21 protein-coding genes are annotated in these 25350 nt (G+C 39.8%); 16 read left to right on the top strand and 5 right to left on the bottom strand.

What is annotated here, in order from left to right; translation table 11 throughout:
• The first annotated feature begins 63 nt into the window (after positions 1–63).
• The 11 genes from MHZ92_RS15180 to MHZ92_RS15130 all read left to right on the top strand — a co-directional run bounded on the left by MHZ92_RS15180 (position 64) and on the right by MHZ92_RS15130 (position 13288).
• Positions 64–714, top strand: a complete 651-nt coding sequence (locus tag MHZ92_RS15180) for an O-antigen ligase family protein (protein WP_239432570.1) — start codon at positions 64–66, stop codon at positions 712–714.
• Positions 715–752: 38 nt separating this feature from the next.
• Entirely contained in the window at positions 753–2558 is a 1806-nt protein-coding gene (asnB, locus tag MHZ92_RS15175; RefSeq protein ID WP_239432569.1) for an asparagine synthase (glutamine-hydrolyzing), read from the top strand.
• On the top strand, positions 2555–3568 hold the full coding sequence (locus tag MHZ92_RS15170) for an NAD-dependent epimerase (RefSeq protein ID WP_239432568.1): 1014 nt from the start codon (positions 2555–2557) through the stop codon (positions 3566–3568). Before asnB ends, MHZ92_RS15170 begins: the two co-directional genes overlap by 4 nt.
• Positions 3569–3579: 11 nt before the next feature.
• Positions 3580–4860 carry a nucleotide sugar dehydrogenase gene (locus tag MHZ92_RS15165; protein WP_239432567.1) on the top strand — a complete coding sequence of 427 codons (1281 nt, stop codon included), beginning with the start codon at positions 3580–3582 and terminating at the stop codon, positions 4858–4860.
• 330 nt (positions 4861–5190) lie between these two features.
• On the top strand, positions 5191–6672 hold the full coding sequence (locus MHZ92_RS15160; RefSeq protein WP_239432566.1) for a lipopolysaccharide biosynthesis protein: 1482 nt from the start codon (positions 5191–5193) through the stop codon (positions 6670–6672).
• Between the two features lie 53 nt (positions 6673–6725).
• Positions 6726–8399 (top strand): GNAT family N-acetyltransferase, encoded by a 1674-nt coding sequence (locus MHZ92_RS15155; protein ID WP_239432565.1) that lies wholly within the window; start codon positions 6726–6728, stop codon positions 8397–8399.
• A gap of 41 nt (positions 8400–8440) precedes the next feature.
• Positions 8441–10114 carry a GNAT family N-acetyltransferase gene (locus MHZ92_RS15150; RefSeq protein WP_239432564.1) on the top strand — a complete coding sequence of 558 codons (1674 nt, stop codon included), beginning with the start codon at positions 8441–8443 and terminating at the stop codon, positions 10112–10114.
• 21 nt (positions 10115–10135) lie between these two features.
• Entirely contained in the window at positions 10136–10900 is a 765-nt protein-coding gene (locus MHZ92_RS15145) for a hypothetical protein (RefSeq protein ID WP_239432563.1), read from the top strand.
• Entirely contained in the window at positions 10897–11910 is a 1014-nt protein-coding gene (locus MHZ92_RS15140) for a polysaccharide deacetylase family protein (RefSeq protein ID WP_239432562.1), read from the top strand. Before MHZ92_RS15145 ends, MHZ92_RS15140 begins: the two co-directional genes overlap by 4 nt.
• A 78-nt stretch (positions 11911–11988) precedes the next feature.
• Positions 11989–12642 carry a uridine kinase family protein gene (locus tag MHZ92_RS15135; RefSeq protein ID WP_239432561.1) on the top strand — a complete coding sequence of 218 codons (654 nt, stop codon included), beginning with the start codon at positions 11989–11991 and terminating at the stop codon, positions 12640–12642.
• Positions 12632–13288: an HAD family hydrolase gene (locus MHZ92_RS15130; RefSeq protein ID WP_239432560.1), complete on the top strand. Its 657-nt coding sequence runs from the start codon at positions 12632–12634 to the stop codon at positions 13286–13288. Before MHZ92_RS15135 ends, MHZ92_RS15130 begins: the two co-directional genes overlap by 11 nt.
• A 430-nt stretch (positions 13289–13718) precedes the next feature.
• Here MHZ92_RS15130 and MHZ92_RS21645 read toward each other — a convergent pair whose 3' ends face one another.
• Entirely contained in the window at positions 13719–14918 is a 1200-nt protein-coding gene (locus tag MHZ92_RS21645) for a hypothetical protein (RefSeq protein ID WP_370644758.1), read from the bottom strand.
• Between the two features lie 131 nt (positions 14919–15049).
• Between MHZ92_RS21645 and MHZ92_RS15120 the strand changes: the two genes are divergently transcribed.
• From MHZ92_RS15120 to hutH, 3 genes are all read left to right on the top strand, one after another.
• Positions 15050–15571, top strand: coding sequence for a sigma-70 family RNA polymerase sigma factor (locus tag MHZ92_RS15120; RefSeq protein ID WP_239432559.1), 522 nt, complete (start codon positions 15050–15052; stop codon positions 15569–15571).
• Positions 15564–16886 (top strand): DUF4179 domain-containing protein, encoded by a 1323-nt coding sequence (locus tag MHZ92_RS15115; RefSeq protein WP_239432558.1) that lies wholly within the window; start codon positions 15564–15566, stop codon positions 16884–16886. The genes MHZ92_RS15120 and MHZ92_RS15115 overlap by 8 nt, the downstream gene beginning before the upstream one ends.
• Before the next feature lie 173 nt (positions 16887–17059).
• The gene (gene hutH, locus MHZ92_RS15110) at positions 17060–18541 is read left to right on the top strand and encodes a histidine ammonia-lyase (protein ID WP_239432557.1); all 1482 of its coding nucleotides are present in this window, start codon (positions 17060–17062) and stop codon (positions 18539–18541) included.
• A 405-nt stretch (positions 18542–18946) separates the two neighbouring features.
• Here the strand turns inward: hutH and MHZ92_RS15105 are convergent, their stop codons facing one another.
• A complete protein-coding gene (locus tag MHZ92_RS15105) occupies positions 18947–20179 on the bottom strand; it encodes an NAD(P)/FAD-dependent oxidoreductase (protein ID WP_239432556.1) in 1233 nt (410 codons plus the stop codon).
• A 79-nt stretch (positions 20180–20258) separates the two neighbouring features.
• On the opposite strand from MHZ92_RS15105, the gene MHZ92_RS15100 reads away from it, so the two are divergent.
• Positions 20259–21158: a 5'-3' exonuclease gene (locus MHZ92_RS15100; RefSeq protein ID WP_239432555.1), complete on the top strand. Its 900-nt coding sequence runs from the start codon at positions 20259–20261 to the stop codon at positions 21156–21158.
• Positions 21159–21324: 166 nt separating this feature from the next.
• Here MHZ92_RS15100 and MHZ92_RS15095 read toward each other — a convergent pair whose 3' ends face one another.
• The 3 genes from MHZ92_RS15095 to MHZ92_RS15085 form a co-directional block, all read right to left on the bottom strand.
• Positions 21325–21840 carry a hypothetical protein gene (locus MHZ92_RS15095; RefSeq protein ID WP_239432554.1) on the bottom strand — a complete coding sequence of 172 codons (516 nt, stop codon included), beginning with the start codon at positions 21838–21840 and terminating at the stop codon, positions 21325–21327.
• 23 nt (positions 21841–21863) lie between these two features.
• Positions 21864–22319: an STAS domain-containing protein gene (locus MHZ92_RS15090; protein ID WP_239432553.1), complete on the bottom strand. Its 456-nt coding sequence runs from the start codon at positions 22317–22319 to the stop codon at positions 21864–21866.
• Positions 22320–22431: 112 nt separating this feature from the next.
• Positions 22432–22752: a thioredoxin family protein gene (locus tag MHZ92_RS15085; protein ID WP_239432552.1), complete on the bottom strand. Its 321-nt coding sequence runs from the start codon at positions 22750–22752 to the stop codon at positions 22432–22434.
• A 210-nt stretch (positions 22753–22962) separates the two neighbouring features.
• Here MHZ92_RS15085 and MHZ92_RS15080 point away from each other — a divergent pair, with 210 nt between their 5' ends.
• Positions 22963–25347 carry a 3-hydroxyacyl-CoA dehydrogenase/enoyl-CoA hydratase family protein gene (locus MHZ92_RS15080; protein WP_239432551.1) on the top strand — a complete coding sequence of 795 codons (2385 nt, stop codon included), beginning with the start codon at positions 22963–22965 and terminating at the stop codon, positions 25345–25347.
• Positions 25348–25350 lie beyond the last annotated feature (3 nt).

Raw genomic sequence — 25350 nt, 5'->3', positions numbered from 1 at the left:
TCACTGAACCCCAACCAATTAGCATTATTGACCCTCATCCTACCCATCATCACTTTATATTTGATGAGCAAAAAAAGAATATCAAAATATCTAGGCATTCTCAATATAGTAGCAGTTGTCTGGATCGGCATAAAAATAGAAAGTGATGCACTCCTTTTAACTTGGACTCTCTCACTTTTTATATATAGTTATGTCATTTTCTTCAAAAGACTAAAATTTGAAAAACATGTAAAGGTAATTGTAAATATCTTCGTGCTTTCATTTCTAGTAAGCATGTTGAAAATAGCCCTAGATTTCTTTAAAAGTGTTTCAAATTCATTTGATGAAGTAAGTAATCAATCATCGATTCGATATGTATTATGGGAAAACGGATTAAAAGCCTTCACAAAATCCCCTTTAATTGGAAATGGAACAAAATCACAATCTGGAATATCCTCTCCTTTCGAAGGAGATGAAGCACATAATACATTAATTGATTTAATTTCAATGTTAGGTCTTTTTGGATTACTAGTTATTCTATTACTATTCTTATGGGCAATTGTTAATTCCAGAAAGAATATATATTGTCTTATTTTATTGCTCCAACTACTAATTTTCTCCAATTTCCATAATGTGATAAGGCAACCGATTATTTGGTTTGTACTATTCATTCTACTATTAATTGATCATCAGCAGAAAACGACTCCATCTAAAATCGTAAACAAAATCGGCTAAAGCTAATTCTATTTGCATAGGGAGGGATGGGTTGCAGAATGTGTGATTTTACGGGTATTTTAAATAAACCAAGTGCTGAAGTACATTTTCATCACAATGATCTGCAAAGTCCTCTGGCACTTGAGGGGAATTCTAAAAAAATTGCTTATAACGGTAAACTATACAATACTCAAGAGCTAAAAAAGAAATTAGAAAAAAATAACCATCAATTTCAAACCAATTCGGATTCAGAGATAATCCTTAAACTATATGAAGAATACGCTGAAGACTTTATTCAATATTTGCATGGGACGTTCGCGATTGCAATCTGGGATGAAACGAACAAGGAACTAGTCATGATCAGAGATCGAGTCGGTAAAAAACCATACTATTATTCTAATGGGCTTGATCAGTTACTATTTGGAACAGAACTGAAAAAAATAGTAGCACAAAACGGTATGTTGCAAAAAATTAATTTCGAAGCGGTAGAAAATTTTTTGCGTTTCTATTATATCCCGCAGCCGATGACAATATTTGAGAATGTCTATCAATTAATGCCTGGGCATATGATCAAATATTCTTTGGAAAACGATATGTTAACAATAAAAAAGTATTGGGATATAAATCAGGATGTTACCGAAAAAGATGTATCCTATCCATCCCTTCAACAAAGATTAAGAGAGACTTTAACAAGCTCTGTCCGAGAACGTATGGGTAGCGAAGAATCGGCTGGTGCTTTTTTAAGCGGAGGCATTGATTCGAGTATTGTTGTAGGTCTGTTGGCTGAACAGTCAACAAATCCTGTAAATACTTTTACGATTGGATATAAAGATCATAAACAATATGATGAGTCAGTATTAGCAAAGACAGTTTCAAAACTGCATAATACGATTCATCATGAACTATTTATCGAATTTGACGATTTACATGAAGTCATCGAAACCATCATTGGAAAAATGGAAGAGCCGTTTGCCGATTCTTCCGCTATTCCAACTTACTATGTTTCGCGATTAACTAAAAATCATACCTCTGTCGCCTTGAGCGGTGATGGAGGGGATGAATTATTTGCTGGATATAAAAAATACACAAGTGTCTATTATCAACAAATGTACTCAAAAATACCAAAGATGATTAAAGAGAAGCTAATTGAAGCTCCTTTACATTTGATTCCGGAAGACAAAAGAAATCCATTTACCTCATTTGCTACGAAAGCAAAAAAGTTTATGAGAAGTGCTAATACTGAAACTTTTCAAATGCATGTTAAGTTGATGGAATCTTACGACCATGACCAGATTTCTCGATTAGTCAAAAATAAATCATTAAATAGGTTTAATGTAGATGAACAGTTGTTTCACTACTTCCATTATTTAAATACGAATGAGCCTGTGAATCGGATGATGTATACAGACTTCAAATTCGCTTTACCCAATGACATGTTAGTTAAGACCGACCGGATGAGCAAAATAAATGGGTTAGAAATAAGATCACCTTTTCTTGATCATAAAGTAGTGGAATTAGCGTATGAAATTCCTTTGAAATATAAAATGCGTAGAACTCAAGGGAAAATCATATTGAAAGAGACGTTTTCAGACTTACTCCCCAAAGACATACTCACTGCCAAAAAGAGGGGATTTGAGATCCCTTTGAATGAATGGTTCAAGAATGAACTAAAAGAGTTAGTAGCTTCCTCTTTGTCGAAAGAAAAAGTAGAACAGGCAAACCTCGTTCATTTCCATATCGTTGAAATCATCATTGAAGAGCATATGAAAGGTAAAAAAAATCACGCAAACCTTATATGGAGTCTAATTGTTTTGCACAAATGGTATGAAAACTTCCTTAGACATGTTGAGGGAGGAGAAAAATGAAAGTATTAATTACAGGTTCTTCAGGTTTTATTGGCTTTCATTTATCAAAAAAATTATTGTCAATGGGTTATGAAGTGATAGGTTTCGACGACATGAACGATTATTATGAAACTACGTTAAAGGAAGCTCGTTTAGAAAAGCTAAAACCCTATAAGCGTTTTACATTTTACCGTGCCGATTTAGTAGACCGAAAGAAAGTTGAATCAGTATTTCAAGAAAATCAAATCGATATCGTCGTAAATTTAGCAGCACAAGCAGGCGTGAGATATAGCCTTGAGAATCCTTATGTCTATATCGATTCGAATATTGTCGGCTTTATCAATGTGTTGGAAATGTGTCGTCAACATCATGTAAAGCAATTGATCTATGCATCGTCCAGCTCGGTATACGGTGCAAATACAACATTACCGTTCTCCGTACACGATACGGTGGATCATCCTTTAAGTTTATATGCGGCGACGAAGAAAGCGAACGAACTGATGGCACATACGTATAGCAGCCTTTACAATTTACCGACGACGGGTCTTCGTTTCTTTACCGTATACGGGCCATGGGGGCGTCCAGATATGGCTCTCTTCAAGTTTACGAAAAATATTATCGAAGGACAGCCGATCGATATTTTTAACAATGGAAAAATGATGCGAGACTTCACATATGTCGATGACATTGTTGAATCGATTTCTCGGCTTATTGATAAACCTGCTGAGCCTAATCCGAATTGGTCTGGAGAAAATCCGGATCCTGGCACGAGCTATGCTCCTTACAAAGTTTACAATATCGGGAATAGTAGCCCAGTGTATTTGATGGACTTCATTTCTGCGATTGAAGAAAAACTAGGAAAAGTAGCGGTAAAGAACTTTATGCCAATGCAGGAGGGAGACGTTCCCGCCACTTATGCGAATGTCGATGACTTGTTTCAGGAGGTCGGTTTTAAACCAAAAACATCCATTAAAGATGGTGTCGACAAATTCGTCGACTGGTATTTGGAGTATTATCAAATAAAGTTGTGAAAGGGTCTGTGATGAATAGAAAAATAGCTGTTATCGGCTTAGGATATGTAGGGTTACCTGTGGCAGTTGCTTTTGGGAAAAAATATCCGGTAATCGGCTTTGATATTAACGAACATCGAATTTCCACATTACAGAATGGCGTCGATTATACAAATGAAGTAGAGATGAATGATTTAAGGGAAGCACAGATTGACTTCACGTTTGATCGTGAAAAATTGAAGGAATCAGACTTTCTGATCGTGTCTGTCCCTACACCGATCAATGCACATAATCAGCCAGATTTATCACCATTACTACATGCTTCCGAGACAGTCGGTAAAAGTCTTCAAGAGGGAGCAATTGTTGTTTTCGAATCTACCGTTTACCCAGGTGTTACAGAGGAAGAGTGCATACCTATATTAGAAAAACATTCAGGCTTGAAATCAGGTGTCGATTTTTTCGTCGGCTATTCTCCAGAACGGATTAATCCTGGTGATAAAGAACATACATTTACGAAAATCACAAAAGTAGTATCAGGTCAAACGCCCGAGGTTTTGGAAATTATTGCGGAAGTGTATAGCGATGTAGTCGAAGCCGGTGTCTACAAAGCGAGCTCAATTCGTGTTGCTGAAGCCGCAAAAGTAATTGAAAACACGCAAAGGGATGTCAATATTGCACTCATGAATGAATTGGCCTTGATTTTTGATCGTCTTGGGATTGATACGGCAGAAGTATTGGAAGCAGCAGGTACTAAATGGAATTTCCTTAAATTCTCGCCAGGGTTAGTGGGTGGTCATTGTATCGGAGTAGATCCTTACTACTTAACCCATAAAGCACAGACTGTCGGACACCATCCGGAAGTAATCTTGGCCGGTCGCCGAATAAATGACGGGATCGGACGTTATATTGCAAGAGCATTAGTAAAGAAGTTGATAAAGCTCAATTTGCCTGTACAAGGAGCAAGGGTAACTGTACTTGGATTGACGTTTAAAGAGAATGTCCCAGATCTTCGAAACTCTAAAGTAATAGACGTAATTCGGGAGCTGCAGGAATATGGAGTGGAAGTGCAAATAGCCGATCCACATGCAGATGTTAATGAGGCATTTCGTGAATATCAAGTCACATTGATATCTTTCGAGAAACTAATGCCAGCAGATGCTGTCGTCTTAGCGGTACCTCATGCGGAGTATGTGATTACAGGATGGTCCCAGTTTGATCGGTTATTAAAACATGGTAAAGGAATCGTTATGGATATTAAGAGTGTGCTAGATAAGGTGAGTAAGCCAGAACAGATTCATTTATGGAGATTATAGAAATGACTATGGTGGTATTGGTCAAATTGATTAGAAAAAAGATTTGACGTCCTCCATTCACACCCCCCCAGTTGCCAGTCTCGTTGCTTGAGTGTCAGCACGATTGGCCTAATGTACCAGTAAGCTTTTGTACTGCCCACGGATTCTACTTCCACGAAAATACAAAACTAATGCCCTATTAAAAAAACAGTAGGGATGCGATTCCGTCGAATCCCTACTGACAAAGTAATGCAGGAACAGCTGTCAGGAAAAAGCATCCCGAGTATTTATTGACGTTAGCATATTTTAAAATCACATAAGGTATTACCAATATAAAAAATAGGTGAAAAAATGCCGACTCCGATGTCGTTAAAAAGCAAAACAATCATAGGTGTTTTTTGGAGTTTCATGGATTTAATGGCGAACCATGGCATACAATTTGGTGTACAGATTATTCTTGCTAGGCTACTGCTTCCCGAGCATTTTGGACTTATTGGGATGATTTTAGTATTAATAGCCGTTTCCAACGCAATTGTAGATAGTGGATTTTCCCAAGCGTTAATACGAGATCAACATACAACACAAGAAGACTATTCAACTGTTTTTTATTTCAACCTTTTTATTTCATTGGTATTGTATGGTCTATTATTTAGTACGGCTAATATGATTAGTGTATTTTTCGAAGAGCCGCAACTGACAAATATTATTCGAGTGATTTCCTTAGTCCTGATCATCAATTCATTAGCAATTATCCAAAAAGCAATGCTTGTGAAGAAAGTTGATTTTAAAACATTAACAAAGGTAAGTTTTATTGCTGTTATTACTTCTGGAAGTCTCACAATATTTTTGGCAATGTCAGGATTTGGCGTTTGGAGTCTCGTTATTAATATGATCGCTCTGCAATCCGTTCAGACGGGATTACTTTGGTACTTTAATAAATGGATACCTTCTTTGACATTCAAAGTTCAATCATTTAAAAAATTTTATAGTTTTGGATACAAGTTATTAATATCAGGACTTATTGATACTTTTTTTTATTATAGTTACTTCGTTATTATTGGAAGAATGTATCATATAAATCAACTTGGTTATTATACAAAAGCTGTTAATATGAAAGACCTTGCCTCATTTGCTATCGTTTCGACTGTACAGCGTGTAACATATCCAGTTCTTAGCAGCATTCAACAAGAAAAAGAACGTCTGAAATATGGATTTAAGTCCGTTATTAAGATTTCGGCATTTATTAATTTTCCTTTAATGGTTGGTTTAGCAGCAGTTGCAAAGCCGCTGTTTATTGTAGTATTCGGTGAGAAATGGATACCTTCAGTTACCTATTTTCAATTATTATGTTTCGCGGGTATGCTCTATCCACTTCACTCTATCAATCTAAATGTTCTTCAAGTGAAGGGCAGATCAGACTTAATTTTGCTATTAGAAATCATCAAAAAGAGTTTGTTGGCAATTATGATTATACTTTCTATATTGCTTGGGTTCGGCATTATCGGTTTAATCTGGACGGCAGTTATTAATTCATTTGTTTCTTTTTTATTAAATTCGTACTTTTCAGCGAGAGAAATTGAGTATTCATCAATAGAACAAATAAAAGATCTACTACCTAGTTTTTTAATCTCTTTTTGTATGGGGATTGTAGTATTTCTAGTTGGAAACATGATAGATGGTAATCACCTACTGCAACTTATTAGTCAAATAACTATAGGAATTGCCATTTATATAATTATTAGCAAGATAGTAAGAGTTCAAGAGTTGAATACCCTGTATCAGATGGCTCTACCAATAGTAAATAGGATTAAGAATTTTAGGGGGCCAAGTTGATATGAAGGAATTAAAAATTAGTATGACATTCATGCTATTTAAAGGAGGAGATTATGGATCTTACACGGATTACATCACTGGCTCAACTTGAACAATACCGGGATGATTGGTCGCTCATATTGGAGGAAAATCAGAATACAAATCCGTTTATAGAGTTTGTCTGGGTTTATGAATGGTGGAAGCATTTTGGCGATGAATATGATATGGAGATTATTCTCGTAAAACAGAATGATAGGCCTGTTGGATTTGTACCTTTCATTTACAAAAGACGATGGTTTAGTCATCTATATACGTTTATGGCTCGCGGTCACGCAAATTATATGGATTTTGTTGTATACAATCATTTGTTACAGGAAGTTATCGAATTTGTATTTGATGAAATGATCAAAGAGAATAGAAATGCCGTGTTCTACTTATATGGATTACTTGAAAGTAGTCAAACACCAAGAGCTATCGAAGATTATTTACAGCAACGAAAATACGGTTTTACTATTCACCGAGTAGTCACCCCATACATTAATTTAAATGATATAAAGCTTGGCAAACACACGGATAAAAGGAAGAAGCTATATCAGCAAAATAAAAGAGAAAAGCGGTTACGAGAGAATGGAGAAGTAAGGTTTTCGCGGAGCGGACAAGAAGAAATGGAAACGGTCTTTCAACTCCATGACAAACGATGGAAGAAAAAGAGAGACACGAGCGGATTTACAAATGACAAAGATAAAGAATTTTACCGAAGTCTTGTCGGAATTCAGGAAGGTCCGATGCAAACGGAACTCGATGCACTTTACATTAATGACACGATGATTGCTTTCCATTACGGATTCAATTGTCGGGGAAGAGTCCTTTCGTATGTATTAGGCTTTGATGATAATTTTGAACCATTTGGTCCCGGAAGAATACTCGAAAGGGAAAAGATCTTGCAATGCAAAATTGATGCGATTGAAGCATTTGATTTTAGTATCGGTTATGAACCATATAAATTTGCATTGAATACAAATGTAGATTACACAAGAAAAATGATTTTTTCATCTACTGCAATGACCGCAAAAATTACACGGTCCTTATTATCAATGAAGGAATCATTGATCGATCGATTGAAGAAGAATTATAAATTTGTCTTGTTCATCCGAATTACAATCGGCAAGATTCTTTTTGTTTTCCGTAATTTATTCAACAAAACAGAGTCAAATGGTGCAAGGAGAGAAATACGAGCACTTTTAACTCGTTTAAAAAAATTCTTATATGAAAAAGAACGATATATTGTTTATCGAATCGAGAACAAAGAGGTTCCTGTATTAGATAACGCTGAAGACTTTATCGAATTGACGATCAACGATGCGATGAGTCATCCAGCTATTTCTCAAAAACATTTAAAGGAAATTTGCGAGAAAATGTATCGAGGATATAAGGGGTATTATCCGGCAGGAAATCTAACATTCGAAAATATTTTTTGGATGAATGACAAGGTACTCCGAATTGGCCCTATTTCCTATAGTGAACGTCTGGGAAGAAAAGCCATTCATTTTAAGAATTGGCATGAAGGGAACTTGGAGGCTGCATGCTACTTTGTCAAGAAGAACAGCAAAGCGAAAACAGTATTTGTAACTGTAAAAGATAAATCGGAGAAGGATGCTGGTGTACTCGAAACTGTAGGATTTTCCATTTATAAACAAATCTATAAACGAACTTTTTTGGGAAATGAAAAGTATGAAATCATAGAATGAAAAAGTAGTAGGAAGATCCATACTATTGAAAGGAGGAAATCATGGAGCTTACACGAATTACATCACTGGATCAACTTGATCAGTACCGTGATGATTGGTCTCTCATATTGGAGGAAAATCATAATACAAATCCGTTTATCGAATTTGTCTGGGTTTATGAATGGTTGAAGCATGTTGGCGATGAATACGATATGGAAATTATGCTCGTCAAACAAGATGGTAGGCCAATTGGATTTATTCCTTTCATTCACAAAAAACGGTGGTTTTGTCATACGTATACTTTTATGGCTTTCGGTCACGCAAATTATATGGATTTTGTTGTATATAATTATTTGTTAGATGATGTGATCGAATTCGTATTTGATGAAATGATTAAAGTAAGAAGGAATGTTGTTTTTTACTTGCATGGGTTACTTGAAAGTGGAAAAACCCCAAAAAGTTTAGAACTTTATTTACAGAAACGGAAATTTGTTTTTTCAAGTCATCGGGTTGTTACCCCGTATATTAATTTAAAAGATGTAATAATTGAAGAATATATGAATAAAAGAAAGAGACTGCATGGGCTTGACAGAAGGGAAAAGCGGTTACGGAAGAATGGAAATGTGAAATTTTTAAGGGTCGGACCAGAAGAAATGGAATTAGTCTTTCAACTCCGTGATAAACTGTGGAAGAAAAAGAGGGACACAAGCGGATTTTCAAAAGACAAGGAAAAAGCATTTTACCTGAGTCTTGCGGGTGTTCGGAATGGCCCGATGCAAACTGAACTCGATGCACTTTACATTAATGACACGATGATCGCTTTCCATTACGGGTTCAGATGTCGAGGGAGATTGCTTGTATATGTGTTGGCCTATGATCTTGACTTTGAAATATTCGGCCCGGGTAGAATACTTGAAAAGGAAAAGATACTGCAATGTAAAACAGATAATATTAATATATTTGATTTTAGTATTGGTTATGAACCTTATAAATTCGAGTGGAATACAGACGAAGACTATACAAGAAAAATGATTTTTTCATCGAATACTAGTAAGGCCAATGGTATTCGAAGATTTTTAACGCTGAAGGAATCATTGATTGAGAGAATGAAGAGAAATTATAGTTTTGTACTGTTTATTCGAAATACGATTGGGAAACTGCTGTTTATTTTTAGGAATCTATTCCGTAAGGCGGAGTCAAAAGCTATAAAGGAAGAAATAATGGCATATTTGACTAGTGTTAAAGAGTATGTATTCGAAAGAAAACGATACATTGTATATAAATTAGATGGAAAAGAGATTTTGAATTTATCCGGTTCCAAGAGCTTTATTGAATTATCGATTAACGATGCAATAAATAGTTTCGATATAGCTAATAACCATATGAAGGAAATTTGTAGAAAAATATACGGCGGATTCAAAGGGTTTTATCCAGCGGGAATTCTGTCGTTCGAAAATATATTTTGGATAAACGAAAAGATGCTACGGATCGATCATATAGCCTATCATGAGGACTTTCGGGGAAAATGTGTATATATCGATAACTGGAATAACGTTACCTTGAGAGACATATGCACATTCGTACAGCAACACTGTAAAGCGAAAACAATCTATGTAACGATAAAGGGAAATTCTAAAAAAGATATTGCTGCATTGAAGGAACTAGGATTTACGTTTAGCAAACAAATCGTTAAAAGAACGTATTTTGGTGTTAGTAAATACTATGTTACAGAGTGAAGAGTTGGGGGCAAGTAGCTTATGATTGCGATTGATAGAAAATTAATGAACATAAAGATCAAAACATATTATTTAGCGACAGAGGATATCCGAAAAGGCGATGTGAAAGCCCACCTAATTGGCTACGCACATTCTTTGATTCCGAAAAGTTCGCTTAGGAGCTTTGAAACTATACAAATAGATTTACGGAAAGATGAAAATGAATTACTGATGGAAATGAATAAAACGACTCGGCGGCAAATTAAAAGTGCACTGGAAAGAGGATTTACACATGTAATAGTAGACAATCCAACAGATCAGGAATTGATGGACTTTCAAGAATTTTATAATCGTTTTGCAAAAGATAAACGCACACATATGTTTAATTCATACCACATGCAGACAATGAAGCTACTTCGTGACCAAAATGCGCTTATGCTTACGTACATGAAAGATAAAGATAATAATATTCTCTGCTATCGTATTTACATGACAGATGGTATTGTCGTATTGAATTTGTATTCCGCATCCCATTTCCGAATTGTAGATGATCGAGAGTTAAAGAGAATTATGAGCCAGGCAAATCGACTCCTAATATGGAAGAGTTTACTGTGGTATAAAGAAAAGGGGCAACTAGTATACGATATGGGTGGTTTAACAGACGATGAAAATATCCGGAAATTCAAATTAGGTTTCGGTGGAAAAATTGTTCAAGCTTACTCAGGATATGAATCAAAATCGATGATTGGAAACATAATTATGAAGGTTCGAGATTTGAAACTGAAACTATTGAAGGGAATAGTATGAGCAAACAAGGCGCATTTGTCATTTCGCTTGATTTTGAGTTGAATTGGGGCGTACATGATGTTGTTTCAGTAGAACAATATAAAGAAAATCTATTAGGTGTTCGTGAAGCAATACCGCGAATGCTTGAATTATTTCACCGCTTCGATATTCATGCCACTTGGGCAACCGTTGGAATGCTCTATTGTGAAAATAAAAAAGAGTTATTAGATAGCCTCCCCTCCCTCCAGCCAAACTATGAAAACAGTAACTTTTCCCCCTATAAAAAACTGAAAAATATTGGAGAAAATGAATTGAATGATCCATTTCATTATGCAAAATCTTTGATAAAGATAATTGAGACATATTCGAATCAGGAAATGGCAACCCATACATTTTCGCACTATTATTGTTTAGAAGAAGGACAAAATGAAAAAAGTTTTGAGGCCGATTTACAAGCTGCAATGAGAATTGCAAATTCAAACGGTCATGTCGTTAAGTCGCTGGCGTTTCCAAGAAACCAGACGAATCAAAGTTATTTACAAGTTTGTAAAAAGTACGGGATTCAATGTTTTAGAGGAAATGAACGAAGTTGGCTATATCGGGCAAGTCGTTTCCATAGCGAAGGGATCATGAAAAGAGCGCTTCGATTATTGGATAGTTATTTGAATATTAGCGGACATAATACGTATCCGATTTCTGAAGTTGAAATAGAACCGATCGTAAACTTGCCTTCCAGCCGATTTTTAAGGCCTTACATGGCCAAGTTGAAAATCCTGGAACCAATGCGTTTAAGAAGAATTAAAAAAAGCATAACGCATGCCGCTCGGAAAGGTGAGGTGTTTCATCTTTGGTGGCATCCTCATAATTTCGGAAAAGACATCGACGAAAACATTCAGTTTTTGACTGAGATCCTCCAGTTAGTGTCAAAATTGAGGAGTGAATACGGTTTTGAGAGCCTTAGTATGGCAGAAGCCTCGGACATAGTATTGAAGATGAATAGATGTCATCCACATGAAAAACCTCCATCCTAAATTAAATTGGATGGAGGTTTACGAATTTTTATATTATTATGAATGCATAAGTAGTTACTAAGTTAGGAGAGGAAAAGGATGGATAAAATAGTCAGAGAAATAGCCAATTGGATTAACTCAACAAAAAAAAGAATCGTCATTGGAATTTCAGGACACGGGGCTGCAGGAAAGACTACATTTGCCCGTAAGTTACTACATGTGCTAGACAACGTAAATTATATGAATACGGATCCATATATTGTGAGTTCACATGTACGGAAGAATACCATGATTGAATATACATACCAAAATGAAGTACATCATTACAAGATGACTGCTTGTCATCCAACGGCACATCATTTGCCTTCATTAGAAAGAGATGTCCGGATGGTGAGGGACGGTCATAACTTGTATACGATTAATGCTCATTTTGCTGCGAGTGAATTGGTCTCTTCTGATAATAGAGTGACCGTCGTGGAAGGAATGTGCGTAGCTTTTATTGACCCGGCTCTATTTGATTTGAAAATATATCTTTATACAGACGATGAGACCGAATTGGTAAGGAGGCTGGACCGCGATGTGACGGAAAGAGGCACCGATATCAATTATTTAAGACAGTCCCATGAAGAAAGGCGGATCCAATACAAATTGTTTATGCATCAGTACAGTGAGAATTTTGACGTGATCCTCAACACTTCAAATGGAGAAATTCTGGTGGAGAAATGTACAATCGGAGTTAAAAATGAATCCTAAAAAAAATGGAGTAAAAGTGATTTTTTTTGATGCTGGTGGTGTCCTTTTTGATACTCCAATAAAAGGTGATGACCGAGTAAGGTCTCTACTGATCGAAAAAGGATATGGTAGATCACAGATTGACGCTGCGCTTAGGAAGGTTAAATCGATTAAATTGCCCTTCATAACAAACTGGAACGAGGAAGAACGATACTATAGAAGATATTATGGCGTAATTGCTGAAGGGATTGGACAGAAAGACGTAACAGACGAATTATTTACCTCTACTCATTATGCTGGCCATTGCGAGCTTTTTCCAGAAGTGCAAGACGTACTTATGAACGTAAGTAAAGAATATAGACTGGCCGTCATTTCAAATGCAATGCCAAGTATGGACTCGATATTTGATCGACTCGGAATTCGTAACTATTTTGACACGATTATACTTTCTGCCTTTGTAGGAGAAGAGAAACCAAGTGAAGCCATTTATCAGATTGCGCTAAATGAAACACAAACATTAGGTGAAGACTGTTTATTTATTGATGATAAAAATGAGAACGTAGAAGGAGCACGTCGGGTCGGCATAAAAGGACTACACTTGGATCGAAATAAGCAGAATTTAGCGGAATTACTTCGAGCAAATCATTTACTAACAAACGAATTCTAACAAAACTAAAAACGCTTGTTTTTTTTATAACAAACCGGTTTGATGGACTGAGTTAAGTTAGGGGCAAAAACTTGTATAAAGGATTCTAGTTAATACGGTGGATTACCAATAGGGAAAGAGATAAAGGGGAACACTAAAATGGTAAAGCGATTAGGCTTTACATGAACAGAGCCAAGGGCAAGCTGGTCTCTAGAATGTGTTAAAGAAGATTTTATTGATATTGTTCATTCAGTATTAAGTGAAGAAGTACCAAGATATTATAGCAAGCCCGAATGGAAGGGGTACTGGAGTTTTCCTATCTTGGATCCGATGAATAATACAATAGAAATTACATGTACTGAAAGGAATATTCATGAATAATAAACGAGGTTTACTCTAAAAGTAACAGTCTAAAGACCGACTCAACGGAGTCGGTCTTTTCATTGTTGTCTTAAAAACAAGTAAACTGTTCAATCCGATTCAAGTCAATTCCAGTAAACATCCATCTTCGCCCACTTGAGCTCCAACGGTATCCCGCTACAGAAGTGCGTCCTACGAATGTAGGGTAGAACCAGAAGCCCCGCCGTCTCGATGTCCAAATAAACGTATTTCTAAACAGGCATCCTCTTATGGCTCCTGGATCAACCGCAAAAGCCTGAACGCTTGGATACTGTGGGGTGAAGCTTGGTGGCGGGGAAGTTGGTGCTTGTTGCCCGCCTGGCCCAGGGAATCCTCCTCCCGGAAATCCAGGTCCACCTGGCCCAGGGAATCCGCCCCCTGGAAATCCAGGTCTGCCTTGCGCAACTAGTTCGTCTGGCAATTCAGGCGGGTCTTGCTCAGGTAATCCGTCTTGGAATCCAGTTCGGCCCTGCATCGGGAATCCGCCTTGGAATCCAGGTCCGCCTTGCCCAGGGAATCCAGGTCCGCCTTGGCTAGGGAATCCACCTTGGAATCCAGGGGTGCCTTGCGGGAATCCGCCATGAAATTCAGGCCCGTCTTGCATCGGGAATCCGCCTTGGGATCCAGGTGCGCCTTGCATCGGGAATCCGCCTTGAGATCCAGGTGCGCCTTGCATCGGGAATCCGCCTTGGGATCCAGGTGCGCCTTGCATCGGGAATCCGCCTTGGGATCCAGGTGCGCCTTGCATCGGGAATCCGCCTTGCATCGGGAATCCGCCTTGCATCGGGAATCCGCCTTGCATCGGGAATCCGCCTTGCATCGGGAATCCGCCTTGCATCGGGAACCCGCCTTGCATCGGGAACCCGCCTTGCATCGGGAACCCGCCTTGCATCGGGAACCCGCCTTGCATCGGGAATCCGCCTTGCATCGGAGGTCCACCTTGCATCGGGAATCCGCCTTGCGCTAGGAATCCATCTTCAAGTCCTGGCCCGCCATGTCCCGGAAATAATTCTGGAGACGCAATTGGCTGCATTCCGTACATATGGCTACCCTGCCAATCCATATCATGAGGCATCGCCATGGCGGTCATCATGTCATAATTCTGCATGCCACCAGGCATCCATCCTTCCATTCCCCCTTGCATTCCTTGCCCTTCACCTGTGTACCCTTGTAATTCTTGCCCCTCTCCTGTATACCCTTCAGGCAATTGTGGGTACCACTGTTCGTCGGTGTGTTGATTTATATTCGTCATCTTTTCTCTCCCTTCAAGCGATTCCTCCTATCTATATGTAACAATCAAAGAATTGGGTTGGACTCTTGGGTATAAAAACTTTTTTTTCGTTTGCGAGTCTAATGTATAGTGGGGGAATGGGGGGTGGGGAATTGACAGGGATAGAACTTGTCGAAAAGGCAATACGCGGTGATGATCAGGCATTTTTACAGCTGATGTCCGAAAACAAAGAAGCACTCTATCGAACAGCGCTCGCTTATTTGAAAAATGAAGAAGATGCTTTGGAGGCGATGCAGGAAGTGACCGTGCGTGCATATGAGAAAATAAAAACATTACGTATGCCAGAATATGCGAAGACGTGGCTCATCCGTATCATGATGAACCATTGCTATGACGTGTTACGTAAAAAGAAACGGTACGTTCTTGATGAGCGTATTGGTGAATGGAAAGGCATAAGTGATGATTTTACTTATTTGGAAGTAGAAGAGGCCCTCCGCCATTTATCCGAAAAAGATCGTCAATTGGTTTACTTGAAATACTTACATGATTTAAAAATTAAAGATATCGCTGACATGACTTCAACGCCTGAAGGAACTGTGAAAACGAGATTGTATAAAGCGGTTAAAACATTACGAACATTTTTCGAAGGGAAGGGGGAGAAGGGGCATGTTTGAGGAAGAACAAAAGTTGAAGAAATGGAAAGAAGAAATTGAGAGTAAGACAATGCCGGAAGAACGGTTGGAACATGCGATAAATAAGGGCTTTGAGCAAGCAAAAATAAAAATGCAAAAGCGTCGTACTTATAAACAAGGCATCTGGTCCATCGTTGTCGCAGCAATTTTGATCCTATCGTTCGTGACGTCTATACGGGTTTCCCCAGCTTTTGCAAATGCAATTGCATCCATTCCAGGGATGGAGCGGATAGTCGAAATGATTCAAGACAATAAAGGGCTTCAGCTGGCGATTGAAAATGATCATTACCAGCCAATTGACGTCACAGATGAGACAGAAAATGTAAAAGTGACGTTGAAAGGTATTATTACAGATGAAACGAGTCTTGTAGCATTCCATACAGTAACATTCAAAGAGAAAAACCATCCGGATTTTATCGTAAACTATCGAATATTGGATACCGATGGGAATGACTTGTCGAAGAAAGTATCATACTCAAACAATTGGGGCCACGAAACCGAAACGGAGTCCATGAACACATTGGAAATTGAACTTAATGCACCTATACCAAGAGAACCATTGGTATTAGAAGTTCAAATTGGAGATGATATTGACACTCACGAGGTGAAGAAAAGTATTAGCCTGCCATTCCAAGTTCAACTCCAGCCTGTGAAAAAGGAACAATATGAGATAAATGAGAAAGTGACAGTTGACGGGCAATCAATCATGATAAAAAATATTACGGTCGGTCCATTAAAAACAGCAGTTGAAGTCGAGTGTGCCCCGGAAAATACAAAGGAGATTTTTGGTTTCGAGGACCTTCGTATAGTAGATGCAAAAGGGGAAGTATGGACTTCAATTAAAAATGGAATATATGCAAGGTACACAGAGGATCCAAATAGAAAGATTTATTTCTTGCAAAGCAACTATTTCAAAGAGTCGGATGAGCTTTATTTGAAATTCAACAAGCTAATGGCATTGGATAAAGAAGAGGCTACCTTAGTCATCAATACGGAAACCGAAGAAATTGTAGAGCAGCCAAAGGATCAACGATTCAGTGATTTGAAGATGCGCGGTCTCTTTATGGACATCAAGTTAAAAGGTGAAAAAGACTATTATCACGATCCTTTTTCAACTTTTTACGATGCTGAAGGGAAAGAACTTCAAAGTAAATGGGGTTCCTTTTATCAGAGCGATGACGAAATAAATAACTTTGGTCTTGAACTACCGAATGTAGAGTTTACAAATCCATTGCATTTCCCATTGCATGCATACCCTTCCTATATAAAAGGGAATGTTAAAATTAAGATTAAATAAGAAAGGATCCATGGCGCTTGTTTAACCGCCATGGTTTTTTTATTGCATTATCACACTAAAACAACAGCACATTACTATAGAACAAATTTTCGTAAAAATCACCAAAATCCTATTTGCATCGTGTACGATGAAAAGTAGGAAAGCGAATTCATGTTGCCGAAAGGGTGGTTTGGATGATTGAATTAACTGGATATACTCTTACACTCGAACAGATGGAATTAATTTTATATAAGGGAAAAAAAGTCGTGTTGAATGCGGATGCATTGGAACGTGTGAAAAAAAGCAGGGAAGCTGTCAATCGTATTGTTGAAAACGACAAGACTGTGTATGGTATCAATACTGGTTTCGGTAAATTCAGCGATGTGAAAATCGATGAAAAGGATACGAAGGCGCTGCAACTGCATCTTATCCGTTCCCATGCATGTGGCGTCGGAGAACCATTTACAGAAAGAGTTTCTCGAGCTATGGTCGTTCTACGGTTGAACGCACTTCTCAAAGGCTTTTCAGGAATCCGTGTCGAAGTGCTTGAACGTTTTGCATTCATGGTGAATAACGGAATTCACCCAGTCATTCCGCAGCAAGGATCGCTTGGGGCTTCCGGAGACTTAGCGCCACTTTCCCATTTGGCGCTAGTGCTCGTAGGGGAAGGGTACGTTTGGCGGGATGGCGGCCATATTCCGGCTAAGCAAGTATGGGAGGAATTCGGCTTGGAACCGATTGTCCTTGAGGCGAAAGAAGGGCTAGCTTTAATTAACGGCACGCAAGCAATGACTGCTCAAGGCGTCGTCAATTATTTAGAGGCAGAAAAACTTGCTTACGACAGTGAATGGATTGCTGCCATGACAATGGAGGCATTGCATGGAATTACAGATGCTTTTCATCCAGCCATCCATGAGGCACGTGGCTACAAAGAGCAAGAGGATGTCGCTTTCAGGATGTTAAATTGGCTTGAAGATAGCCAATTGACGACGAAACAAGGGGAGATGCGAGTTCAGGATGCCTATTCGATTCGTTGTATCCCGCAGGTCCACGGGGCAAGCTGGCAAGTACTGTCTTATGTGAAAGAAAAATTGGAGATTGAATTGAATGCGGCAACGGATAACCCACTTATTTTTGAAGATGGAGAGGTTGTTGTGTCCGGCGGGAATTTCCACGGACAACCAATTGCATTTGCGATGGACTTCTTAAAAATTGGCATCGCTGAGCTTGCCAATATATCGGAACGACGGATTGAACGGCTCGTGAATCCTCAATTGAATGAAGGATTACCGCCATTCCTCAGTTCACAGCCGGGATTGCAATCCGGCGCCATGATTTTGCAATACTCGGCAGCAAGCCTTGTCTCGGAGAATAAAACATTGGCGCATCCCGCATCGGTCGATTCGATTCCTTCTTCAGGCAATCAGGAAGACCATGTATCGATGGGAACGATCGGTGCGAGGCATGCACAGCAAATCATTGCAAATGCAAGAAAAGTCCTTGCTATCGAGGCATTATGCGCGATGACGGGCTGCAAATTCCGCGGCACTGAAAAAATGGCACCGAAAACAAGAGAGCAACTGGAAGGATTACGGCAAATCGTAAAACCAATTGAAGAAGACAGGATCTTCGGACCGGATATTGAGAGGATTGCCGATTATTTAAATAAAAAATGAATGGAGACTGCCGCAGAAGGTGAGTAGAAGGATTGCTGGATCTGCGGCGGCTTTTTATTTCCGATGAAAGTAGGTTTGCGCGTATAAAGTGAGAGTTTCCGCGCCTGAAGCATGTCGTTCCGCGCCCGAAGTGAGAGGGACCGCACCTGAAGCATGTCGTCGCGCCCGAAGTGAGAGTTTCTGCGCCTGAAGCATGTCGTCGCGCGCCCGAAGTGAGAGTTTCCGCGCCTGAAGCATGTCGTCGCGCGCTCGAAGTGAGAGTTTCCGCGCCTGAAGCATGTCGTCGCACGCCCGAAGTGAGAGTTTCCGCGCCTGAAGCATGTCGTCGCGCGCCCGAAGTGAGAGGTTCCGCGCCCAAAGTAGGTCGTCTTGCGCCCAAAGCAAGCTTCTCTTTCATCGTTACCATTATAAAATCATTTTCTTTTTTCCCGTTTCTGTCATTCTTGTCAATTGAACGATATGTGATGCCGGATTTTCAATCTCGCACAGCTTATCAGCAAGCATTTCTGCACCAAGCATGCTGTAGACAGTGCCGTTTCCTCCGTAACCTAATAGATAATAATGTTTCTTTCTATTTGGATGCTCTCCGATGAATGGCAAATTGTCGATAGATTCCCCGAATGTTGCACAATATGCGTAATCGACTTCTAATTCCAAGTCAGGGAAGAGATTTTTGAAACTATTTCGCAATTCGTTTCCACGCATCTTAATCCAACGATCCGTAATTTCCATTTTCCCTTTATCTTCATCCAATCCGCCTATGATAATGCGCCTGTCAGCGGTCGTTCTCATATAGAGGTAAGGACGTTTTGTTTCCCAAATAAGAGCATCATTATACCAAGCGGGCAATTCCTTCAATGGCTCTGTCACTATAACGTAAGACCGATTCATATCCGCACCGATCCGTTTGCCTATTGGCAATGTTTCATATCCTGTCGTGAAGATGATATTTTTTGTCATCATATCTCCAGAGGAAGTTAAGATTGTTAGTTTATCTCCAGCATCATTCACATCTACCATTTCCGTGTATTCAAACAGATGGGCACCCATTGCTTCGGCAAGATTAAATATACCGTTTACAAAAATATAAGGATTAACTTCCGCGTCCCTATGAGTCACAATAGCACAAGGTCGATCGATGCCTGCTTTGTTCAATAAAGTCTCCCTATCCCAAAAGATACAAGGAAAATCATACTTTACTAATGTACGATATTCTCTTTCAAGTCGTTCGGCATCTTGCCCGTCACTGGCATAATAAATACTATCTCTGAAAATGAAATGTGGATCGACAGGCAGGCGATCAGCAACTTCCTTTATTTTTTCCACTGATATTTTGCAGCTTCGGTAAAAATTCACAGCATCTTTCTCGCCGATTTGTTCAATCAATTCATGAAGCATGATATCATTAGAGTATTGCAGAAGACCTGTATTGGCAGATGTACTTCCTGAGGCAAAACGTCTTTTATCCAAAATGGCTATCTGATATCCACGATCTAAAAGAGATAGCGCAGTCAGGGCACCTGACATGCCTCCTCCGACAATCACTGCGTCATAGCAATCTGCTATTTTGGCAGGTTTATTTCTATGAGGCGCTTTATAAGTAGTAGGCCAATACAATGAACCTTTATGTAATTCCATGACAATGACCCCCTTAAATTTCTATACCCACTCAATAAGCTTTGGAAAAGTAAATTAATATATTTAGGAGATGATAGCAATGACTGGTCTTCAGAAACCACATATTGTACTTGTTGACGGCATGGCATTATTATTCAGATCGTTTTTTGCAACGTCCGCAATGGGACATTACTTCCCCAATGATGAAGGAGTCCCGACAAATGGGGTTCAAGGGTTTGCTCGCCATGCAATGACTGCGGCTTCGATTTTCAATCCTACGCATATGGCTGTTTGTTGGGATATGGGGGCGCATACTTTTAGGAACGAGCTGTTTGACGGATATAAAGCGAACCGCCCGGAACCTGCGCCCGAACTCGTACCGCAGTTCGATATGACGCGCGAACTGTCTGAACTCATTGGTTGGAAGAATTACGGAATTCCTGGAATGGAAGCAGACGATTTGATCGGTTCGCTCGTCTGTGAATGGGAGGGCAAGGCAGATATAACGGTTGTGACAGGGGATAAGGACCTTTTACAATTACTGCGTCCTGGCGTACAAATCGCTTTCATGAAAAAAGGATATAACGTATACGATATTTATACAGAAGATCGTTTTGTTGAAGAATATGAGATTGCACCGGAACGTTTTGTCGAGGTAAAAGCATTCACGGGAGATACAAGTGACGGATATCCCGGTGTAAAGGGTATTGGCCCGAAAACCGCTTTAAAACTCGTGAAGGAATACGGAACGGTTGAAAACGTCATCGAGTCATTGGCTGAATTAGCCCCTGGGATGAGGAAGAAAATCGAAGCGGATATGGATATGTTGCTTCTATCAAAAAAACTGGCACAAATCCATTGCGAGCTTGAGTTCAATGAGCCGCTCGATCAGCTGAGTCTTCCAGATTTCTCAAATGGGTTAAAGGAGCAGTTGGAGGAGAAGGGCTATTCAATGGTCATTCGTCAGATGAATTCTTTATTCCCAGAGTTGATTGCGTAATTTGAAGTTTTATGCGCGTTTGTAGACATTTATGCGTAGTTTCAAGGTTTTATGCGCTTCTAGAAACGTTTATGCGTAATTTTACTGTTTTATGCGTATCTGTCCGTGTTTATGCGCAATTGTACGTAATTATGCGTATTTCATAAGTAAAAACCACTGCCAAGAGTTATTCGGCAGTGGTTTTTGCTATTTTAACAAATGATACAATGGGGCGGTTTGGTTCATAGGCGATTTCGAGGATTCGGCTTTCACGGTTCCGACCACCGTTGTCATGGATGAGCAAGATCAGTCCGATGTCGCTTTCCTTATAGCCAATAACCGGCACCCAATGATAATCAAAAGCGAATGTACCGAACCAACGAAAGGAGAACCATTTATCAAACTTCGCTGCAACGGGTCGTCCTTCATCGATTTCGGACTTCACATCTTCGACTCCACATTTTTCAACCGTCCATCCGGGACCAAGCAATTTGCGAAGATTACGGATGAAGCGCCATTTAAAAAGGCCGATCCGAGTTCCGCCGAGCAGTCGGTAAAGATTATTCACGTTCGTGCCGGAATCACTTCGATGATGTCGAAGGATCGTGAAGGCAGTTACCGGGCCACAGGCGGAAGGCTGGAAACGTTTATCGATCTCGGCGTCATATTGTGACTTGCCTAAAAAACCGTCGACTTGTTTCATGGGCCGATTCCTCCACTACTTCATTAAAATGTTTCGTTCTTTTCTTTCAGCAGGACTTTGAGAGCTGTCCTGAAATTGACATAAGACTCAAATTCCATTTGAACACCTGCTGCAACAATCTTTCTAACGACGAGTGGATTGAAGCCTACGGAAATCGGACGTACGTCCATTAGCTTCAACGTATTGTTCAGCATCTGGAGTTCAAGCGCGAGCGAATTGAAATCATCTTGGTCTTTTCCATGAAAATCGGCTGCTGTAAAATCGAAGATAACGGAATTCACTTCCCGATAATTGTCAATATGCTCCAATACGATTGTGCGGATCAGTTCAAACCGCTCCGCCCCCGTATATCCTACAATCGGTACGAGGATTGTATCTTTAACAATTGATGAGATGATGGGAACTGAAGTTTTTTTGATCGTTTGTTCGAGCTCGGCAATTCTTTCTTTATATTTAACTATTTCCTTTTCATAATCCATGTCGTACCTCCAAAGTATGTACTATTCTTCCATTATACGATAAACATTGGAAAAGAGAAAAGTTAGCTAAAATAGAAATAGGAGAGCCCTAAAGAGCCCTCCTACTTGGTGATCATTCTGTAACAGTATCAAGGAAATCGGTCACTTGATCCGGAGTTTTTGCATTGGCGCTATGTAAGTGCGCTTTCTTTTCTCCATTTTGGAAAATGAGCAGGCTTGGAATTCCCATTACTTCATATTTCTCCGCAATTTCAGGCAATACGTCACGATCTACGTCATACCATGTATACGTATCATACTTTTCGACAATCGGATCGATGAACATATCCATTCGTGTGCAGTCAGGGCACCAGCCTGCTTGGAATTTGATAAGCGATTTGTCGTCGCTATTGATGACCTTATTGAATTCTTCAACTGTAGTAATTGATTTCATCTTTAACACTCTCCTTTACTAAGTAGTGTACCTCCTTTTGCTGAAGGAACATAATAAAATGCCCATAACAAAAATAGGAATTAGATACATTTCAATATTGCGAAAAAGAAGAGAATGATTTAAACTGATAGATATAGATACCGTTTCTATTTTTTTTGCTCATAAAATGAATGAGTGTTCATTCAAAAGAAAAAGGGAGGCTTCGCAAACGTGGCATATCAAATAAAGAAAGCGGCAGTATTAGGCTCGGGAGTAATGGGATCTGGCATTGCAGCCCATCTCGCCAATATCGGAATACCTGTCCTTCTGCTGGACATCGTTCCGAATAAGCTGACAGATCAGGAAGAAGCGAAAGGGCTGGCATTGTCGGATCCTCAAGTCCGCAATCGATTTGCGTCGACAGCTTTGGAAAAACTTTTGAAGCAGAAACCGGCTCCGTTAACTTCAAAAGACAATCTATCACTCATAGATGTAGGTAATTTCGAGGATGATTTAGATAGATTGAAAGATGTTGATTGGATTATTGAAGTTGTCATCGAAAACTTGGACATTAAAAGAAGCTTATATGAAAAAATCGATGCAGTTCGAAAACCCGGTACAATCATTAGCTCCAACACGTCTGGAATTAGTATCGAAGCAATGGCTGAAGGGCGTTCTGAAGACTTCCAAAAGCATTTCCTTGGAACCCACTTCTTCAATCCACCTCGTTATTTAAAATTGCTAGAAGTGATACCAACTAAAATGACAGATCCAGCTGTTCTTTCATTTATGCTGAAATTCGGAGAGGATCGTTTAGGGAAAGGTGTCGTCGTTGCAAAAGACACACCGAACTTCATTGCCAATCGAATAGGAACTTACGGCCTTCTCGTAACGCTACGTGAAATGGAGAAAAGGGGTTATTCGATCGGTGAAGTCGACTCCGTGACAGGAACTCTCATCGGGCGGCCGAAATCTGCTACTTTTCGTACGTTGGATGTCGTCGGGCTTGACACATTCATGCATGTGGCGAAAACCGCGTATGACAAGACGGAAGGCGAAGAGCAGAAAGTTTTCGAACTTCCTCCGTTTATGCAGAAAATGATCGATAACGGGTGGTTAGGTGCAAAATCGAAACAAGGATTCTACTTGAAGAAAGATAGAGACATCCTTGAATTGGATTTAGAGACGTTCGAATACGTACCGACGAAAAAAATGAAAACGCCTTCAATTGAAATGGCGAAGCAGCAAAAAGGCCTTGCGAACAAAGTGAAGACACTCGTTTACGCGAACGACCGGACAGGGGAAATCCTTTGGAATATCCTCTCGCCGACACTACGTTATTCGGCTGAATTGACAGGAGTTATCGCGGATGATATTTATGCGATCGACAACGCGATGAAATGGGGCTTCGGCTGGCAGCAAGGACCTTTTGAAGTTTGGGATGCGATCGGAGTTGCCAAATCTGTTGAGAAGATGAAAGAGGAGAACGTGGAAATTCCTGCTTGCGTGGAAACGATGCTGGAGAACGGGTTCGAATCATTTTACAAAGAAGAGAATGGCGATCTCTATTTCTATGACGGAGAAGGATATACGCCAGTCACAAGTAATGAAAAAGTGATCGATCTGAAGCTTTACAAAAAGAAGCACGGTGTCATTAAGAAGAACTCCGGCGCTAGCTTGATTGATCTTGGAGACGGCATTGCCCTATTGGAATTTCATTCTCAATCGAATGCAATCGGATTGGATATTATCCAAATGATCAACTTCGCGATTGATGAAGTAGAAAAGAATTATAAAGGTCTTGTCATCGGAAACCAAGGAAAGAATTTTTGCGTCGGTGCAAACCTCGGCATGATCTTAATGGAAGCCCAGGACGACAATATATTTGAACTCGATTATACAATTCGAGCTTTCCAAAACGCGATGATGAAAATCAAATATAGCACGAAACCTGTCGTAGCGGCGCCATTCCAAATGACGCTTGGCGGGGGAGCGGAAGTATGCTTGCCAGCTGCCCATATTCAAGCCTCTATGGAAACGTATATCGGTCTAGTCGAAGTAGGTGTCGGCTTAATTCCTGGAGGGGCTGGTAACGTCAACCTGTATACGAAGCATTTGAAAGGCTTGCCGAACGGAGTTCAAGTTGATTATCAATTTATTGCCAATAAAGTATTCGAAACGATTGCTATGGCGAAAGTGTCGACGTCCGCTGAAGAGGCGAGAGAGAACAACTTCCTCAACTTTGCAGATGGTATTTCCGTCAACCCGGATCACTTGATCTACGACGCGAAGCAGGCGGCACTTGCATTGTACGAAGCCGGCTATACACCTCCGAAAAAAGAGAAGATTCCGGTCACAGGAGACTCAGGGTATGCCACGATGCTTCTCGGAGCGGAAGGCATGTACCTGTCGGGCTATATTAGTGACCATGACTTGAAAATAGCAAAAAAGCTAGCCTATGTTTTATCGGGCGGAAAAGTGCCTTATGGGACACTAGTCGACGAACAATACATGTTGGATCTTGAACGTGAAGCGTTCATAAGTCTTATTCAGGAACCGAAATCACAGCAACGGATGCAGCATATGCTTCTGAAAGGGAAGCCGCTGCGAAACTGATCT

It is taken from the genome of Sporosarcina sp. ACRSL, from assembly GCF_022346605.1.
In the GTDB taxonomy this organism is placed as follows: domain Bacteria; phylum Bacillota; class Bacilli; order Bacillales_A; family Planococcaceae; genus Sporosarcina.
Note: the sequence above shows the minus strand (reverse complement) of the source record. Positions and strands in the feature narration are given on the sequence as shown.

What these genes read in the sequence shown, in the direction of transcription:
- MHZ92_RS15135 (WP_239432561.1), top strand. Translation starts at nt 11,989, where the DNA reads ATGGATAAAATAGTCAGAGAAATAGCCAATTGGATTAACTCAACAAAA.
- MHZ92_RS15155 (WP_239432565.1), top strand. Translation starts at nt 6,726, where the DNA reads ATGGATCTTACACGGATTACATCACTGGCTCAACTTGAACAATACCGG.
- MHZ92_RS15150 (WP_239432564.1), top strand. Translation starts at nt 8,441, where the DNA reads ATGGAGCTTACACGAATTACATCACTGGATCAACTTGATCAGTACCGT.
- MHZ92_RS15100 (WP_239432555.1), top strand. Translation starts at nt 20,259, where the DNA reads ATGACTGGTCTTCAGAAACCACATATTGTACTTGTTGACGGCATGGCA.
- MHZ92_RS15180 (WP_239432570.1), top strand. Translation starts at nt 64, where the DNA reads ATGAGCAAAAAAAGAATATCAAAATATCTAGGCATTCTCAATATAGTA.
- MHZ92_RS15090 (WP_239432553.1), bottom strand. Translation starts at nt 22,319, where the DNA reads ATGGATTATGAAAAGGAAATAGTTAAATATAAAGAAAGAATTGCCGAG.
- MHZ92_RS21645 (WP_370644758.1), bottom strand. Translation starts at nt 14,918, where the DNA reads ATGACGAATATAAATCAACACACCGACGAACAGTGGTACCCACAATTG.
- asnB (WP_239432569.1), top strand. Translation starts at nt 753, where the DNA reads ATGTGTGATTTTACGGGTATTTTAAATAAACCAAGTGCTGAAGTACAT.
- MHZ92_RS15160 (WP_239432566.1), top strand. Translation starts at nt 5,191, where the DNA reads ATGCCGACTCCGATGTCGTTAAAAAGCAAAACAATCATAGGTGTTTTT.
- MHZ92_RS15115 (WP_239432558.1), top strand. Translation starts at nt 15,564, where the DNA reads ATGTTTGAGGAAGAACAAAAGTTGAAGAAATGGAAAGAAGAAATTGAG.
- MHZ92_RS15105 (WP_239432556.1), bottom strand. Translation starts at nt 20,179, where the DNA reads ATGGAATTACATAAAGGTTCATTGTATTGGCCTACTACTTATAAAGCG.
- MHZ92_RS15145 (WP_239432563.1), top strand. Translation starts at nt 10,136, where the DNA reads ATGATTGCGATTGATAGAAAATTAATGAACATAAAGATCAAAACATAT.
- MHZ92_RS15130 (WP_239432560.1), top strand. Translation starts at nt 12,632, where the DNA reads ATGAATCCTAAAAAAAATGGAGTAAAAGTGATTTTTTTTGATGCTGGT.
- MHZ92_RS15170 (WP_239432568.1), top strand. Translation starts at nt 2,555, where the DNA reads ATGAAAGTATTAATTACAGGTTCTTCAGGTTTTATTGGCTTTCATTTA.
- MHZ92_RS15165 (WP_239432567.1), top strand. Translation starts at nt 3,580, where the DNA reads ATGAATAGAAAAATAGCTGTTATCGGCTTAGGATATGTAGGGTTACCT.
- MHZ92_RS15140 (WP_239432562.1), top strand. Translation starts at nt 10,897, where the DNA reads ATGAGCAAACAAGGCGCATTTGTCATTTCGCTTGATTTTGAGTTGAAT.
- MHZ92_RS15085 (WP_239432552.1), bottom strand. Translation starts at nt 22,752, where the DNA reads ATGAAATCAATTACTACAGTTGAAGAATTCAATAAGGTCATCAATAGC.
- MHZ92_RS15095 (WP_239432554.1), bottom strand. Translation starts at nt 21,840, where the DNA reads ATGAAACAAGTCGACGGTTTTTTAGGCAAGTCACAATATGACGCCGAG.
- hutH (WP_239432557.1), top strand. Translation starts at nt 17,060, where the DNA reads ATGATTGAATTAACTGGATATACTCTTACACTCGAACAGATGGAATTA.